This is a genomic window from Flavobacterium sp. EDS, from assembly GCF_020991525.1.
Lineage (GTDB): Bacteria > Bacteroidota > Bacteroidia > Flavobacteriales > Flavobacteriaceae > Flavobacterium.
Genome location: NZ_JAJMOZ010000017.1, coordinates 21,090 through 36,221 on the forward strand (window position 1 = coordinate 21,090; position 15,132 = coordinate 36,221).

At 32.7% G+C, this 15,132-nt stretch carries 10 protein-coding genes; all 10 read left to right on the forward strand.

Going from position 1 to position 15,132, the window contains the following annotated elements; translation table 11 throughout:
• The first annotated feature begins 379 nt into the window (after nt 1-379).
• The 10 genes from LPB87_RS18220 (at nt 380) to LPB87_RS18265 (ending at nt 14,914) form a co-directional block, all read left to right on the forward strand.
• Nucleotides 380-643, forward strand: coding sequence for a hypothetical protein (locus LPB87_RS18220; RefSeq protein ID WP_230728816.1), 264 nt, complete (start codon nt 380-382; stop codon nt 641-643).
• A 532-nt stretch (nt 644-1,175) separates the two neighbouring features.
• Nucleotides 1,176-2,153: an AraC family transcriptional regulator gene (locus LPB87_RS18225; protein ID WP_230728817.1), complete on the forward strand. Its 978-nt coding sequence runs from the start codon at nt 1,176-1,178 to the stop codon at nt 2,151-2,153.
• Between the two features lie 5 nt (nt 2,154-2,158).
• A complete protein-coding gene (locus LPB87_RS18230; protein ID WP_230728818.1) occupies nt 2,159-3,145 on the forward strand; it encodes a helix-turn-helix transcriptional regulator in 987 nt (328 codons plus the stop codon).
• 259 nt (nt 3,146-3,404) lie between these two features.
• Nucleotides 3,405-5,507, forward strand: coding sequence for a hypothetical protein (locus tag LPB87_RS18235; RefSeq protein ID WP_230728819.1), 2,103 nt, complete (start codon nt 3,405-3,407; stop codon nt 5,505-5,507).
• Between the two features lie 379 nt (nt 5,508-5,886).
• On the forward strand, nt 5,887-6,987 hold the full coding sequence (locus LPB87_RS18240) for a hypothetical protein (RefSeq protein WP_230728820.1): 1,101 nt from the start codon (nt 5,887-5,889) through the stop codon (nt 6,985-6,987).
• A 334-nt stretch (nt 6,988-7,321) separates the two neighbouring features.
• Nucleotides 7,322-8,437, forward strand: coding sequence for a hypothetical protein (locus LPB87_RS18245; RefSeq protein WP_230728821.1), 1,116 nt, complete (start codon nt 7,322-7,324; stop codon nt 8,435-8,437).
• Between the two features lie 304 nt (nt 8,438-8,741).
• A complete protein-coding gene (locus LPB87_RS18250) occupies nt 8,742-10,844 on the forward strand; it encodes a hypothetical protein (protein ID WP_230728822.1) in 2,103 nt (700 codons plus the stop codon).
• Nucleotides 10,831-11,151, forward strand: coding sequence for a hypothetical protein (locus LPB87_RS18255; protein WP_230728823.1), 321 nt, complete (start codon nt 10,831-10,833; stop codon nt 11,149-11,151). The genes LPB87_RS18250 and LPB87_RS18255 overlap by 14 nt, the downstream gene beginning before the upstream one ends.
• Nucleotides 11,152-11,540: 389 nt before the next feature.
• Nucleotides 11,541-12,518, forward strand: a complete 978-nt coding sequence (locus tag LPB87_RS18260; RefSeq protein ID WP_230728824.1) for a helix-turn-helix transcriptional regulator — start codon at nt 11,541-11,543, stop codon at nt 12,516-12,518.
• A 296-nt stretch (nt 12,519-12,814) separates the two neighbouring features.
• Nucleotides 12,815-14,914, forward strand: a complete 2,100-nt coding sequence (locus LPB87_RS18265) for a hypothetical protein (RefSeq protein ID WP_230728825.1) — start codon at nt 12,815-12,817, stop codon at nt 14,912-14,914.
• Nucleotides 14,915-15,132 lie beyond the last annotated feature (218 nt).

The following is a 15,132-nucleotide window of genomic DNA, read 5'->3' on the forward strand; positions in this document are numbered from 1 at the left end:
ATTATGATTTATTTAATTCATTCCTAGTTTTTTAAAAGCGTTATTCTTCGTGTGTTTGCTTGTTATTTGTGTAGTTGTAGAGGCTGTTTTTTTATGTTTTTTTTGTGCAATTTATTGTTTATCAGTTAGGTAAGTTGTTTTTTGTTTTAGGAGTTGTTTAATTAGAATTTTGAAAATGATATAAAAGAATTTTGAAATTTCAAAGTGCTACTGGCTGTTGTGATATTTAAGCTTTTTACTATTTGACAACATCAGAAATAGATTACGTAAAATAGAATTGAGGAAGCTTTATCTTTTCAATGTATGTTATGTTTAGGTGATGTATTGAGAATTTTATTACTTTAGCGAATCAGTTTGATTTTTCTCCATACAAAACACTTTGTGGCATGGGGGAGTAGCTGGTCTTTTATCTGTTCAGGCAGTCAAATACAATTTGCATAGGAATGTACTGTATATGATTCTGCCATTAGTAGAGCCACTTGCTATTGAAAACATAGGGGCACACGAATCAAACGATAAGATAAAAACAGGTACAATCGATTTTTTTATAGAAGAATTCCCTAAAGAAGTTGGTATAACTATGGGATTGATTTTACAGGATTCGAATCTTGAAATAAAAAATGTTGATTTAAAAAAGCTGTAATACTCTAGCAAAAAGCGGTGCTTTATTGTTATAGAAGCTATTATTGACAATATAACGTAAAAAAAATGTTTTCGGTTTAACTATTTCCCTCAATAGACTAATCGAATTTGGAGATACTTTTAATTTTGCTGGCACTGATTTTGAATCATGGGCTAAAGAAATAGGATTCAAAAAAGTTACCATCCTGTTTCTTGTTGGCGAATCCAGTGCAGTTTTTGTAATAAAAAAGAGAGTAATAGCTAGAGAAGTAATTGATTCCAACGAGCTTATAATGGTAAAAAGAATGCATTTTTAAACAAATAAGATGTGTATTTATAATTTGAAGGAATAAAAAATTAGAATGTTTTTTTTTTACATTTAGAGCCTGTTTAAATGTTAGAATTTTTATGAGATTATTTGGCGATAGATAAGGCAAATTTTTGAAAGAATAATTAACTTGTTTTTGATAAATTTAACGAAATATAGCGAAAAATAATCCATCAAAAAATAATTAGATAAATTTTAAACAGGCTCTAAGGTATAATTATTTTTTATGAAAGTAGTAGAACAAGATTTTGACAGCAGTCCCGATTGGGTAGGAGTTATAGCAAATGCTATGGGAGGTGTTGTAGATGGTAATTTTATAAGAGGGGATAATGATATCTATAAAGGAACACATTTAATTTTAAATATAGAAGAAGAAATTATAGCGATGCTGGTTGATGTAAGTTTTAAACAAACGTTATTGTTAAAACATAAGAATAATACGGATACGAGTTTTGTTGTTTTATCTTTCTTTATGTATAATTCAGATGTTGAGCTTGTTATGAATAAAAAAACAACACGATTTGGAAAGTTGGACTATAATTTTTTGATGATAGATGGCGCATTAGATGTAGATCATATCATTGAAAAAGAAACTAATTTGTATTGTATTTATGTCATTATAAAAAAAACTATTTTTAGAGAGTATTTAAAGAATGTTTGTAAAATTAAAGAAGATATTGTTTTCGACTCTAAAAAGAATACAATTATCAACGTAGACAGAATGAGTTATCAAAGTCAGGTTTTAATAAATGATTTTAGAAAAATGGCACCAGATAACCCCTATTATGAGATGAGTTTTAAAGCGCTTACTTATGCATTAATAAATAACTATTTAGAGCAGTTAAAGACAAAAAAAACGATCCTTGGTGAAGTTGTTAATGATGACATAAAAAGAATAATCGTTTCTAAGAAATTTTTACAAAAAAACATCAATGAAGCATTTCCTGGTATTGATTTTTTGGCTGCCAAAGCACTAATGTCACCAACTAAGTATAAACTACTATTTACTAAAGTTTTAGGGTCGTCTCCAGCAGTATATTTTCATGATAGTAAATTAAAAAAAGCAAAAGAACTCATAGAAACAAAGCAATATACAGTAGGAGAAGTTTCAGATCAATTAAATTACTCCAGTGCCTCTTATTTGGCAAGAAAGTTTACTAATGTATATGGAGTTTCTCCAAAAGAATATCAGAATTTATTATAAACTATATGGATAGCGTATTGCCAGAATTTGAACATACTTATTCTTTAAAACCGTATTGGCAACAAAAATATGTTGATGAACTGGGATGTACTATAACTAATGAAAAAGTAATGCATTTTCCTAAAGAAATTGTAGACGGAACTCTTTATTTTACAGAAATCTCCCCAGATGTATCTGTAGTGGTTATTGATGCGATTTTACAAAAAGAAATGCGATTTACCAGATTAAAGTCAGAGGAGGAATTTTGGATTATATATTATGATTTGAGTGATAATTTTAATAGTCATGTGGTAAATGATGTAAAGCATAGAATAGGGTATACCTCTAAACTTGGTTTCGGAATTGTAGACAGTCAGATAAGCAGTTCCTATGATGCTAAAGTAGGAGATAGAGCTTATTCACTCAGACTATTCATAAAAAAAGATGCTGTTAAAGCTTTTTTTGAAAAGGAAAAGATTGAAAAGGGGTTTAAGAATATTTTTGATAACAATAAGAAAAAACTATTTTTTTACGGGCATATTGATAGTAGGAGCAAAGTACTGCTTCATGATCTGAAGCAATATAATATGGAAAGCTTTAATTATGAGTTTCTTTTAAAAAATGCTACCTATACTTTATTGGGATATTTTTATGAAAGACTAAGAGATGACAGTTCTACTATGAAATCATTGTTTGAAAAAGATGTCGTTGCTGTTATGAAAAGCCAGGATTTTTTATTATCAGATCTTCTAATTCCTTTTCCAGGAATAATAAAATTAGCTGAAATTGCTAATATGTCAGTTTCTAAATTTTCAAGTCTGTATAAAAACATATACGGAAAAAGCCCTGCTTTGTTTTTTAAAATTGAAAAATTAGAATTAGCCAATGAACTTTTAGCAAAAGGGGATTTTAGCTCAATTGGTGATTTAGCTTATACATTAGGATATAGTAAAGTAGCTTATTTTTCTTCTATTTATAAAAATCACTTTGGCGTTTTGCCTGATATTGTTTAGATATAATTGCCTTTAAAAAAACGATTTACTCTGATAAAAACCTTCCAATCCTATTGATTCGAAGGTTTTTTTATTATCACCTTGGCACTTCTATAGTATTAATTAAGTCTTCTGGTACCAATTTCATGGCTTTAATTAGAGATTAAAAGGAAAAGGTATATGTAGTTTTGCACCTGAATTTAAGTATAACTAGTACACTATTTCTTTACTCACTTATAGTTTTTGTGAGTATGATAATAGAGTCATTAATATTTTTTTTATGAAATATCTTTCATATAATTACAAAGTAAGATTGTTTTTTTTAGTGCCGTTTATAGCGCTATTTCCAATAATAAGTGAGGCGCAGGAAGTACAGAAGATAAGACGGATAAATCCAAATATCCCCTATACTTTTAGCAGTGAGAACAGTACTTATGCTTATCTTAAAGAAGGGACTGTTGTTCCTGCCCTTAGTGCAGATCATGCAGTGAGTTATGAGCTTCCCATAGGATTTCCTTTTCAATTGGGATGTGATTTTTATACTGGTTTTTATGCTAGCTCTAATGGAACACTATCTTTTAATAATTCTTTTATTGGTGAAAATAATGCTAGCTATATATTATCAATGAGCCGTTATGCTAATTTAACTTTATTGGCTCCTTTATGGGATGATTTAAATGGAAATCACGGTATTTTTTCATACAAAACGGAAGGTATCGCACCCAATCGGGTCTTTACTGCGGAGTGGAAAAACTGGAAGTGGTACTATAATGCATCTTCTGCTGTAATCTCTTTTCAGGTTAAATTGTATGAAGGAAGCAATGCCATAGAATATGTTTATAATCAGGAGCCAACACCCAATACAATAGGAGCATCTGCTTCTATTGGAATATATAATGATAACACTTTGAATGCAGAAGCGAAACAATTATGGCTCAATAATACTAGCGAGAGCCCAGTGGCCTCTACAAGCATTACCGAGAATATCAATGTACGTCCAGCAAGCGGGCAGCTCTATCGTTTTACTCGTAATGATACAAATGTAAGTTGTGATGGAGTTGATTATTATGGACAGACTATAATAAACCCAAAGGGTGGGACAAATGAAAATGATGGACTCAGGATTATCCTATCGGGTGCTGCAAATATGCAAATTCGAAGAAATGGAAAAGGTCAGATATATAATCCTGCTAACAATTTATCATATGGTACTACGCGTCCATATAATGTTCCAGGAGGTACTAATCACGGTGTAGTGCTTGCTGTAGGGAATTCTTATTTTACAGGTGGTACATTGGTGCCTGCATCTGTCACAGAGCAACAATTAGAGGTGGTTAGTAGTACACCACAAAATAGTATCGAATCTTCTCCGGGGCACTTTGTAAATGAAATTAAACTGGCTGCTGTTAAAAATGGTTTAAGGTACTATTTAACAGTAAAATATGTTTACAATTTTCCAGAAAATGATTTTTACATGGATTATACTGTAACTATACCAGAAGGCAATACCGAAGAAGTTAAATTGGCTCATGGCTGGGACACCTATTTACAGGGTGATGATAGAGGACCAGGGTTTGTATCTGGAACAGCTCCTAATTTGGTTGTTGGAGTAAAAAGAGAACCTTCCTATGAAGCTTTTGAGTACATAGGAGGGGTACCCTGGAGTGGTTATTTTTCGGCTTATTATACTTTATTAAATAGTAATTTAGGAACTGAAATGACTTTTAAAAACACTATAAATCCTGATCCTAATACAGATAATGGTATCGGAATTTCAATGAATTTTGGGAAGATTCCAGGAAGTTTTACCAGTAGTAACAAACTGGTTTTTGCTTGTGAAGCGGGAGATGTAGCACCAGCTTTAGCAGATAGAGGAGGTATTTGCCAAGGTGGAGTTTTAAACTTAAACAGTCTTATTACATCTTCAACACCTCCCGGTACGGTAGTAGTTTGGAAAGATGCAAAAGGAGTAGTCGTTACAGATCCTACAACCGTGACTACAGCAGGAACATATACAGTTTATTATCATTCTGAAAAGTACAACTGTGATTCTCCTGTTGCTACTACTGTTGTTACACATGATACTAGCTGTGGAATTTGTTATAGACCTGGTGCTGATACAGGCACAGAAGCAGGTTTTCCTTTAGCGATTATTTCTACGCTGGATCGAAAAAATCATCCTGCAGTGAACCTAAGAAACGGAGCTTTAGTTTTAGAGTCTAAAGAAAAAGGTTTTGTAATTAGTAGAATTGTTTCACCAGAAACTACTATTGCCGTTCCAGTTGAAGGGATGCTTGTTTATGATATGACTAGCAATTGTTTAAAATTGTACAACGGTATCAGTTGGAATTGTATTGAGCAAACATGTGTTGATAATAATTAATGGAGCTGATTGAATTGTAGTTTGTTATTGCTTTTTATCTAACACCTATTTGCATTATAAATAAGTGAAACGTCTAATTTTAGCTAAAGTAAGCTATGTCCTTAATGTGTTAAAAATAACAAACCAATCCAAACCTCGTCAGTAATACTGGCGAGGTTTTTTTATTGTATTTGCTTAAAAATACTGCGACGAATAGTAAAGCTTATAATGCATGTTTTATAATTTTTATTAGAATGTAAAAAAAACAGGTATATGTAATTTTGCGCCCCAAATTAATCATATCGTGAATATTAAGTATGCTTCCTGCAAGTGGATAGTCATATTATTTTATTCCTAATGATTTAGACAACTAAACAGATAAAAATAAAAATTAAAAGAAATGATGAAAAAATTACTTACTGTACTAAATTTACTTGCTTTCATAGCTATTTTTGGTCAAACTGGTATCGGTACACATACGCCCGAAGGGGCTCTGGATATCACTTCTCCTAGTAAGGATTGGGGTTTAGTGCTTCCTCATGTTGATCAGGCAGAAAACACCAAGAATCCTACAGGGAAAGCCGTGAAAAAAGGAACTATTGTTTATGATTTGGAAGAGAACTGTATTAGGTATTTTAATGGTTCAGAATGGAGCGGATGTATAGTAGCACCAATTCCTATTAAATTAGAATGTGGTTCAGCTGTTTTAAACAAAAATATTATTGTTAATTATCCAGTAGCTACCGGGACAACTGTTTCTATTCCTTATTTTAATAAAGAAGAGAGTATTAGTTATGATGAAATTACTATTCAATCTAAGGGTGTAACTGGGTTAAAGGCTGTTCTATCTTCAGGTTCTATTAAAAAAGGTGCTGGTAATTTGGTCTTTTCTATTTCAGGAATGCCTTCTGCAGAAGGGGTGGCTAAATTTCCTTTGAGAATAGCAGGAGTAGATTGTGAATTTGTTATTACTGTAAAGTATTATACAGCAATTGAAGTTCCAGCTATAACTAATCTTAGTTGCGATCAGAAAGATCAATTAAGTAATACTGGCTTAATTGGTAAACATATAATAAATGGACAAGAAGTGACGGTCAATTATACTTTTTCAAATGCCTACACCTATACTACTTCATTATCTCATTGTGATGTAACTACAATAGCTAATAGTATATGGTTGGGAGGGAGGAATAGCATTGGTACCATTTTGATTACCTTTTCCCGTCCTGTAACGAATGTAGGAATCGCTTTTACAGGTGCAGACCCAGGTGAAGTGGTTGCTTTTACGACTAATAGAAAACAAGCTGTTGAACTAAAAAAGAGTGGTTCTTGTGCAAACTATTTCAGCATAACAGATAATAAGATAAAATACACTGGTAATAATGTAGGTGGAAATCTTACAGTAGGAGGAGTATGGTTTACAGAGCTAAAATTGGAACATAACGGAGCAGGAGACGGAGCAGTATTTAGTTTCTGTTTAAATAGCAGTGATGGGCTGTAGTATTTTATTAAATTTTCACCTAATACATAGTTCCGAAGTTTTTTTATGAAAAGTAGGTAAATATCTTTTTTGCCCCACAATAGCAAACCAATCCAACCTCGTTAGTAATACTGACGAGGTTTTTTTATTAAGTTGGTAAAAATACTTCGACGAATAGTAAAGCTTATAATGCATGTTTTATAATTTTTATTAGACTATAAAAAAAACAAGTATAATTAATTTTGCGCCCCAAATTAATCATATCGTGAATATTAAGTATGTTTCCTGCAAGTGGATAGTTATATTGTTTTATTCCTAATGATTTAGACAACTAAACAGATAAAAATTAAAAGAAATGATAAAAAAATTACTTACGGTATTAAATCTACTTGCTTTTATTGCTGTTTTTGGTCAGAGTGGTATTGGTACACATACGCCCGAAGGGGCTCTGGATATCACTTCTCCTAGTAAGGATTGGGGTTTAGTGCTTCCTCATGTTGATCAGGCAGAAAACACCAAGAATCCTACAGGGAAAGCCGTGAAAAAAGGAACTATTGTTTATGATTTGAAAGAGAACTGTATCCGATATTTTAATGGCACAGAATGGAGCGGATGCATATTGGCACCTATTCCTAGTCTATTAGAGTTGAACTGTAGTGTGGCGGTTGTAAATCAGAATATTATTGCTAATTACCCAATCGGTGGCGGAACAACCGTTTCTATCCCTTATTCTAATGCAGGAGAAGCTTTTGATCATGGAGAAATTGCTATTTTATCGAAAAATATAACCGGATTGACGGCTGTTCTTCCTTCGGGATCTATCCAGAAAGGTTCTGGTAATCTGGTCTTTTCTATTATAGGAACGCCTTCTGCTTCTGGAGAGGCAAAATTTTCTTTGAATATAGGAGGAGTAGATTGTGAATTTGTTGTTATTGCAAAGAATTATACAGATGTTGAAGCTCCGGATATAACGAATTTGGCTTGTGAGCTAAATGATCAATTAGGCTATAATACACTAAATGGTAAACATTTGATAAACGGAAAAGAAGTGACTGTTGGATTTAGTGGCACAAATGTCCGTACCACGGCTACTTTATCAGCATCTTATTGTGATGTAAGAGCAATGTATTATCCTTTATGGTTGGGAGGTACTGGAGTGAGTACTCTTACTATTACCTTTTCTCATCCTGTAACGAATATAGGAATCGCTTTTGCAGTTGCAAATAGCGGAGAAGAGTTTACCTTTTCAACAAATAGCAATCAGCCCATTCAGCTAAACAGGACTAGTTCTTGTCAAGAGAAAATCAACATAACTGATAATAGATTAAGTATTATAGGAACAACAGGAATTGGAATAGGAGGAAATATTACTGTAGGAGGTAAATGGTTTACAGAGTTAACAATTAAACATAACGGACAAGGAGATGGTTCATTGTTTGGTTTTTGTTTAAATAACAGCGATGCGCTGTAGTATTTTATCTAACACATAGCAACATAGATTTCTATAATATTTTAAATTGTAGAAAAAGAAATATCTTATTAAACCAATCCAACCTCGTTAGTAATACTGACGAGGTTTTTTATCACCTTGATTTAAAAACAGCTCTACCAATAATATGTCTTCTAGTGCTAGTTTTATGGCTTTAATTGCAGATTAAAAGAAATAGGTATTGTAATTTTGCACCTTAAATTAAAACGTAACCCCAACGCTAATGATTACTCGCTTGTAGTATTTTATAATCTTGAAAATAGAGTTATTAGTATAAACATTTTTCATGAAATACCTTTTATACAATAATAAAACAAGATTCTTTTTTTTAGTGACTTTAATAGTAGTGTTATTTCCAATAAAAAGTTTCGCTCAGGAAGCACAGAAGATGGGGCGGGTAAATCCAAATATTCCCTATACTTTTAGTAGTGAGAGAGGTGATTATATTTATCTTGACGGAGGAACTATTGTTCCAAAACTTAGTGCCGCTGATGCTGTGAGTGATCGATTGCCTATAGGTTTTTCTTTTCAATTTGGATGTGAAACATATTCAAATTTTTATGCTAGTTCTAACGGAACGTTATCTTTTAATTATGCATTTAATAATGCTTCTAATTCTGGGCGTTCGTTGACTCCAACTAATTTAACTTTATTAGCTCCATTCTGGGATTATTTACATGGTGGTAATGGTGTTTTTTCATACCGTACCACAGGCGTGGCTCCCAATCGGGTTTTTACTGCGGAGTGGAAAAACTGGAAAGCATATTGGGATGTAGCAGCTATGATCTCTTTTCAGGTTAAATTGTATGAAGGAACTAATAGTATAGAATATGTTTATAATCAGGAACCAACATCCAATACAAATATTCCTACTGGTGTTTCTATTGGTATGTTTAACGGCAACAGTTTTAATGCAGCAGCCAAACAACTATGGCTCAACAACAGCAGCGAGAACCCTACAGCCTCTTTAAATTTTACTGAGAATATTTTTATACGTCCAGCAAGTGGACAGGTATATCGTTTTACTCATAATGACGATGATGCCAGTTGTGAGGTTTTTTTTTATGGTCAGACCATGATAAACAAAACTGGAGGAACAAATGAAAATGATGGACTCAGGATTACTTTATCGGGTGCTGCAAATATGCAAGTCCGAAGAAAAAATGTAAATCAGATAAGTAACTCCAATAACAACTTATTGATAGGAACTTCAAATCCATATGGACCTACAGGGTCTAGTCACGGTGTGGTACTTGCAGTGGGGAATACCTATTTTGCAGGAGGAGCATTGAGACCAGAGGATGGGAGTAAAACAATGTTAAGTGTTGTTAGTAGTACGGAGCAAAGCCGTATCGAATCCCCTTCGGGGCATTTTGTAAATGAAATTAAACTAGCTGCTGTCAAAAATGATTTGACCTATTATTTGACAATAAAATATGTTTACGATTTCCCTGAGAATTATTTTTTTATAGATTATACGGTGACTATCCCAGAAGGAAATACCGAAGAAGTTAAATTGGCTCATGGTTGGGATACTCATATGCAAAATAACAAAAGTCTAGGGCCAGGGTTTGTAACAGGAGTTGCTCCCAATTTAGTTGTTGGAGCAAAGATGATAGGAGGAGCTTCCTATGAAGCTTTTGAGTATATAGGAGGTGTACCCTGGAGTGGTTATTTTTCTGCTTATTATATCTTAATGCCTTATAATTTAGGACGTGATATGACTTTCAAAAATACTGTAAACCCTGATGTTAATATCGATAATGGTCTAGGGATTTCAATGAATTTTGGGAGTATTCCAGGTAGTTTTACCAGTAGTAACAAATTGTTTTTTGCTTGTAGTGCAGGAGATGTAGCACCAACTTTAGTCAATGGGGCAGTAATTTGTCAAGATGAGGTTTTAAATTTAAATAGTCTTATTACATCTCCAGCCCCTCCACCAGATGTGGCTGTAGTCTGGAAAGATGCAAAAGGAGCAGTAGTTACAGATCCTACAGCGGTAACTAAAGCAGGAAAGTACACTGTTTATTATTATTCTGCAAAATACTATTGTATTTCACCTACTGCTAGTATTGATATTGTATATGACAGCTGTGGAATCTGTTATAAACCAGGGGTTACTACTGGAACAGAAGCAGGTTTTCCTTTAGCCGTTATTTCTATGCTGGACCGAAAAAATCATCCTGCCATAAATCCAAGAAATGGAGCTTTGATTTTAGAGTCTAAAGAAAAAGGCTTTGTGATTAGTAGGGTTGCTTCACCAGAAACAGCAATCGCTGTTCCAGTCGAAGGGATGCTTGTTTTTGATACGATAAGCAATTGTTTGAAATTGTACAATGGTATCATTTGGAATTGTATTGAGCAAACATGTGTTGGTGAACACCAATAACGAATTTTGCTTGTGGTGTAGAGAATCAATTAAACTATGCTACACTAAATGGCAAACATATGTTAGATGGAAAAGAAGTAACAGTTACTTATACGGCAATGACAAGCAGCCCATTCAAATAAAAAGCAATAGTTATTGTCAAGAAAATATCAACATAACGGATAATAAAGTAAGTTTCAATGGAATAAGATTAGGAGGGAATATTACTGTAGGTGGAGGATGGTTTACAGAACTAACATTTCAACATAACGGAGAAGGAGCTGGTTCGTTAATTAATTTCTGTTTAGATAATGCTGTTGTTCAATGATCTAGAGATTAATTTACACTACTCTTTATAAAAAAAATCCAATCCTAATAATTTATTGATTGGATTTTTTTTATAAATTTAATCATGTATTTTTTTAATATTTGTATCGGTTCTAGTAGCTACAATTTAAAATTAAGGCTTATAGTGGCAGTTTTATAGTTTTAAATAAAATAAATAAAAAAGAAGATTAACTACTTTTACTCCGAATTTTTAACCGACCATTTGTTAGTTTAATTAAAAGTAGTAATACATCAAAAGTAATGTAGCGAAAGAGCCAATACAGAATTTTGTTTTGAACCGCTGTCCCTATTTTGGTCTTACTTCTTTCATAACAATTTTGGTTTTGTGAAGCATAGAATTTTTTATATTTAAGGTGTAATTATTTGTTTATGAAAGTAATAGATCATGATTTTGATAGCAATCGAGATCCGCTTGCAGTGATAGCAGATGCTGTAGGAGGAGTTGTTGATGGTAACATTGTAAGAGGAGATAATGAGATATATAAAGGATCGTATTCATTTTTTAACATTGAAGAAGGGGTTCTGGCTGTATTAATTGATGTAAGCTATAAAAAGACACTGTTTTTAAAACACAAGAATAGAACTAATAATGATGGCGTAATTTTATATTTTTATCTATTAAGTACTAATATTGATTTTTTTTTGAATAAAAAAGCGATACAATTCGGAAAACTAGATTATAATTTCATCATGCTAGATGGCGCATTAGATATAGATTACATCGTTAAAAAAGAAACCCATATCTATGGTGTTTGTGTTGTTGTAAAAAAAGATACTTTTAAAGAATATATAAATAAGATTTGTAAAATTAAAGAGGATGTCGTTTTTGATATTAAAAAGAACGTAATTATTAACATAGACAGAATGAGTTATCGAAGTCTGGATTTAATAAAAAAATTCAGGAAAACTGCACCAGATACACCATACTATGAGATGAATTTTAAGGCATTGGTTTATGCCTTACTAAATAATTATTTAGAGCAGTTAAAGACAAAAAAAATGATCCTTGGCAAAGCTGTTAATGATGATATAAAAAGAATAATTATTTCTAAAAAATTCATGCAAAAAAATAATGAGAGGGAATTTCCTGGGATTGATTTTTTGGCTGCCAAAGCATTAATGTCTATTTCTAAATATAAAAAAATGTTTACTAAGACTATAGGTGTCTCTCCTGCGGTATATTTCTCTGATAGTAAATTAGAAAAAGCAAAAGAGTTCATAGAAACAAAACAATATACTGTCGAAGAAATTTCAATTAAATTAAATTACTCCAGTGCTTCTTATTTAACTAGAAGGTTTACCAAAAGATATGGAGTTTCTCCAAAAGAATACCAAAATTTATTATAAGTTATATTATACTTATTTGAAAAAAATCCCAATCATAAATTGTTTATTGATTGGGATTTTTTTTTATCAAGTTAATTGTGTGCGTTTTCAAAATACTTCAAGCGGCTCTATTAGTTGTGTAATTTAAAATTGAGCAAAAATGGATTATGGCTTATAATGCATGTTTTATAATTTTTATTAGAAAGTAAAAGAAAGTAGCATATGTAGTTTTGTGTCTTAAATTAGAACGTAACCTAAACACCAACGATTACTCTCTTTTGTAATCTTGAAAATAGAAACAGTAATATTATTTTTTTATGGAATATCTTTTGTACAATTACAAAGCAAGATTGTTTTTTTTAGTGCTGTTTGTAGCGCTATTTCCAATAATAAGTGAGGCACAGCAAGTGCAGAAGGTAAGAAGAGTAAATCCAAATATCCCCTATACTTTTAGCAGTGAGCGTAGTAGTTATACTTATCTCGATGGAGGAACTGTTGTTCCTGCTCTTAGTAAAGATGATGCAGTGAGTGGTAAGCTTCCCATAGGTTTTCCTTTTCAATTGGGATGTGATTTTTACTCCGATTTCTATGCTAGTTCTAATGGTACGTTATCTTTTAATGATCCTTTTGTTAGTATGAATAATGGGAGCTATATATTGTCAATGAGTCGTTATGCTAATTTAACTTTATTGGCTCCTTTATGGGATAATTTAAATGGAGATCGCGGTATTTTTTCATACAAAACTACAGGTACAGCTCCTAATCAGGTCTTTATTGCGGAGTGGAAAAATTGGAAATGGTATTGGAATGCGGCTTCGGCTGTAATCTCTTTTCAGGTTAAATTATACGAAGGGAGCAATAGAATAGAATATATTTACAATCAGGAACCATCACCCAATACGCCTGGATCAGCTTCTATTGGTGTCTTTAATGCCAATACTTTAAATGCAGAAGCGAAACAATTATGGATCAATAATACTAGCGAGAGCCCAGTGGCTTCTACAAGCATTACCGAGAATATCAATATACGCCCGGCAAGCGGACAAGTATATCGTTTTACTCGTAATGATACTGATGCTAGTTGTGATGGAGTTGTTTATTATGGACAGACTATAATAAACCCAAATGGTGGAACAAATGCAAATGATGGACTTAAGATTATCCTATCGGGTGCTGCAAATATGCAAATTATAAGAAATGGAAAAGGTCAAATACATAAACCTGATAACTACTTACCATATGGTACTACGAATCCATATAATGTTACAGGACCTGGTGCTCATGGTGTAGCGCTTGCTGTAGGGAATTCTTATTTTACAGGAGGATCATTGACGCCAGCATATGGTGAAGATCAGCGATTGGAAGTTGTAAGTAGTACACAACAAGGAGGTATCGAATCTACTTCTGGTCATTTTGTAAATGAAATTAAACTGGCTGCTGTTAAAAATAGTTTGACCTATTATTTAACAGTAAAATATGTTTACAATTTGCCAGAAAATGATTTTTTTATGAATTATACGGTAACTATACCCGAAGGCAATACCGAAGAAGTTAAATTGGCTCATGGCTGGGATACTTTTTTGCAGGGTTCTGATGCAGGGCCAGGGTTTGTGTTAGGAACAGCTCCTAATTTGGTAGTTGGGGTAAAAAGGGAACCTTCATTTGAAGCTTTTGAGTTTTTAGATGGTATACCATGGAGTGGTTATTTTTCTGCTAATTACGGTTCATTAGATACTGATTTAGGAGAGGATACGACATTTAAAAATACTATAGATCCTGATCCTAATACAGATAATGGTATAGGGATTTCAATGAATTTTGGGAAGATCCCAGGAAGTTTTACCAGTAGTAACAAACTGGTTTTTGCTTGTGAAGCGGGAGATGTAGCACCAGCTTTAGCCAATAAGGGAGGTATTTGCCAAGGCATGGTATTAGATTTAAATAGTCTTATTACATCTCCAACGCCTCCAGGTTCAGTTATAGTTTGGAAAGATTCAAAAGACGAAGTCGTTGCAGATCCTACAACGGTGACTAAAGAAGGAACCTATACAGCTTATTATCATTCTGTAAAATACGACTGTGATTCTCCTGTTGCCACTACTGTTGTTAAACAGGATACTAGCTGTGGAGTTTGTTATAAACCGGGGGTTGTTAATGGTACACAAACAAGTTCTCCTTTAGCGGTTATTTCTACGCTGGATCGAAAAAATTATCCTGCAGTTAATCCAAGAAACGGAGCTTTAATTTTAGAGTCTAAAGAAAAAGGCTTTGCTATTAATAAAGTTGCTTCACCAGAAACAGCCATTGCGGTTCCGGTAGAAGGGATGCTTGTTTATGATACGACAAGCAATTGTTTAAAGTTGTATAATGGTATCATTTGGAATTGTATTGAGCAAACATGTGTTGATAATGATTAATTGAAGTCTTGGAATTGAAGTTTTTTATCTAACACATAGAAATATAGGTTTGCGATATAAATAATTAAAGGATACTAAGAGAAAAATGTTTCTTTCAGATAGTACAGCTATGTGTTTTGTAAATAAGTGAAACGCCTATTATTTAGTTTAAAAAAACTATGTTTCTATGTGTTAAAATGATTTAGTTCAATGAATTTTATGCTAGGTTTTATCTATTG

Coding starts and splice junctions, on each gene's coding strand:
- LPB87_RS18225 (WP_230728817.1), top strand. CDS start 1,176: ATGAAAGTAGTAGAACAAGATTTTGACAGCAGTCCCGATTGGGTAGGA.
- LPB87_RS18230 (WP_230728818.1), top strand. CDS start 2,159: ATGGATAGCGTATTGCCAGAATTTGAACATACTTATTCTTTAAAACCG.
- LPB87_RS18235 (WP_230728819.1), top strand. CDS start 3,405: ATGAAATATCTTTCATATAATTACAAAGTAAGATTGTTTTTTTTAGTG.
- LPB87_RS18240 (WP_230728820.1), top strand. CDS start 5,887: ATGATGAAAAAATTACTTACTGTACTAAATTTACTTGCTTTCATAGCT.
- LPB87_RS18245 (WP_230728821.1), top strand. CDS start 7,322: ATGATAAAAAAATTACTTACGGTATTAAATCTACTTGCTTTTATTGCT.
- LPB87_RS18250 (WP_230728822.1), top strand. CDS start 8,742: ATGAAATACCTTTTATACAATAATAAAACAAGATTCTTTTTTTTAGTG.
- LPB87_RS18260 (WP_230728824.1), top strand. CDS start 11,541: ATGAAAGTAATAGATCATGATTTTGATAGCAATCGAGATCCGCTTGCA.
- LPB87_RS18265 (WP_230728825.1), top strand. CDS start 12,815: ATGGAATATCTTTTGTACAATTACAAAGCAAGATTGTTTTTTTTAGTG.